Source organism: Streptomyces recifensis, assembly GCF_002154615.1.
Lineage (GTDB): Bacteria > Actinomycetota > Actinomycetes > Streptomycetales > Streptomycetaceae > Streptomyces > Streptomyces griseoluteus.
The window spans coordinates 1-659 of record NZ_MUNH01000674.1; the positions used below are offsets into that span (position 1 = coordinate 1).

The window sequence follows — 659 nt, forward strand, 5'->3', positions numbered from 1 at the left end:
CGGCGCCGGCGCCGGAGTCGATCAGCAGGTCCCGGCCGGTGATGCCGATGTCCAGCTGCCCGGAGGACACGTAGATCGCGATGTCCCGGGGGCGGAGGTAGAAGAACTCGACCTCGTTCACCGGGTCCACGGTGCGCAGTTCCTTGGACTCCCGCCGCTGCCGGTAGCCGGCCTCATGCAGCATGTCCCCCGCAGGTCCGGACAGGGAACCCTTGTTGGGGACGGCGATGCGCAGCATGAGGTCGGCTTCCTTCGTGTGACGGGGTGGTACGGCGGGTCGGGCGTACGGGGCGACGGATCACAGATGGGCGTAGACGTCGTCCAGCGAGATGCCACGGGCGACCATCATCACCTGGACGTGGTAGAGCAACTGCGAGATCTCCTCGGCAGCGGCTTCCTTGCCCTCGTACTCGGCGGCCATCCAGACCTCGGCGGCCTCCTCGACGACCTTCTTGCCGATGGCATGGACGCCCTTGCCGACCAGTTCCGCGGTGCGGGAGGTGGCGGGGTCGCCGTTGGCTGCCTTGTGCTGGAGCTCGGTGAAGAGCTCCTCGAACGTCTTATTGGACATGGTGGTCCTCAGCCTACGCGGTCCGGGCGGGGTCTCAGTGCCAGGGTTCGGAGACCGAACGGAGCGTGGCGGCCGTGGCCACGGCCGC

2 protein-coding genes are annotated in these 659 nt (G+C 68.0%); both read right to left on the reverse strand.

Features of this window, described 5'->3' with window-relative positions:
- Window positions 1-238: type 2 periplasmic-binding domain-containing protein (locus tag CCN33_RS28195; RefSeq protein ID WP_483027258.1), on the reverse strand; the 238-nt coding region annotated here is incomplete at its 3' end.
- Window positions 239-298: 60 nt separating this feature from the next.
- The gene (locus CCN33_RS28200; RefSeq protein WP_020117406.1) at window positions 299-571 is read right to left on the reverse strand and encodes a phosphoribosyl-ATP diphosphatase; all 273 of its coding nucleotides are present in this window, start codon (window positions 569-571) and stop codon (window positions 299-301) included.
- Window positions 572-659: the final 88 nt, after the last annotated feature.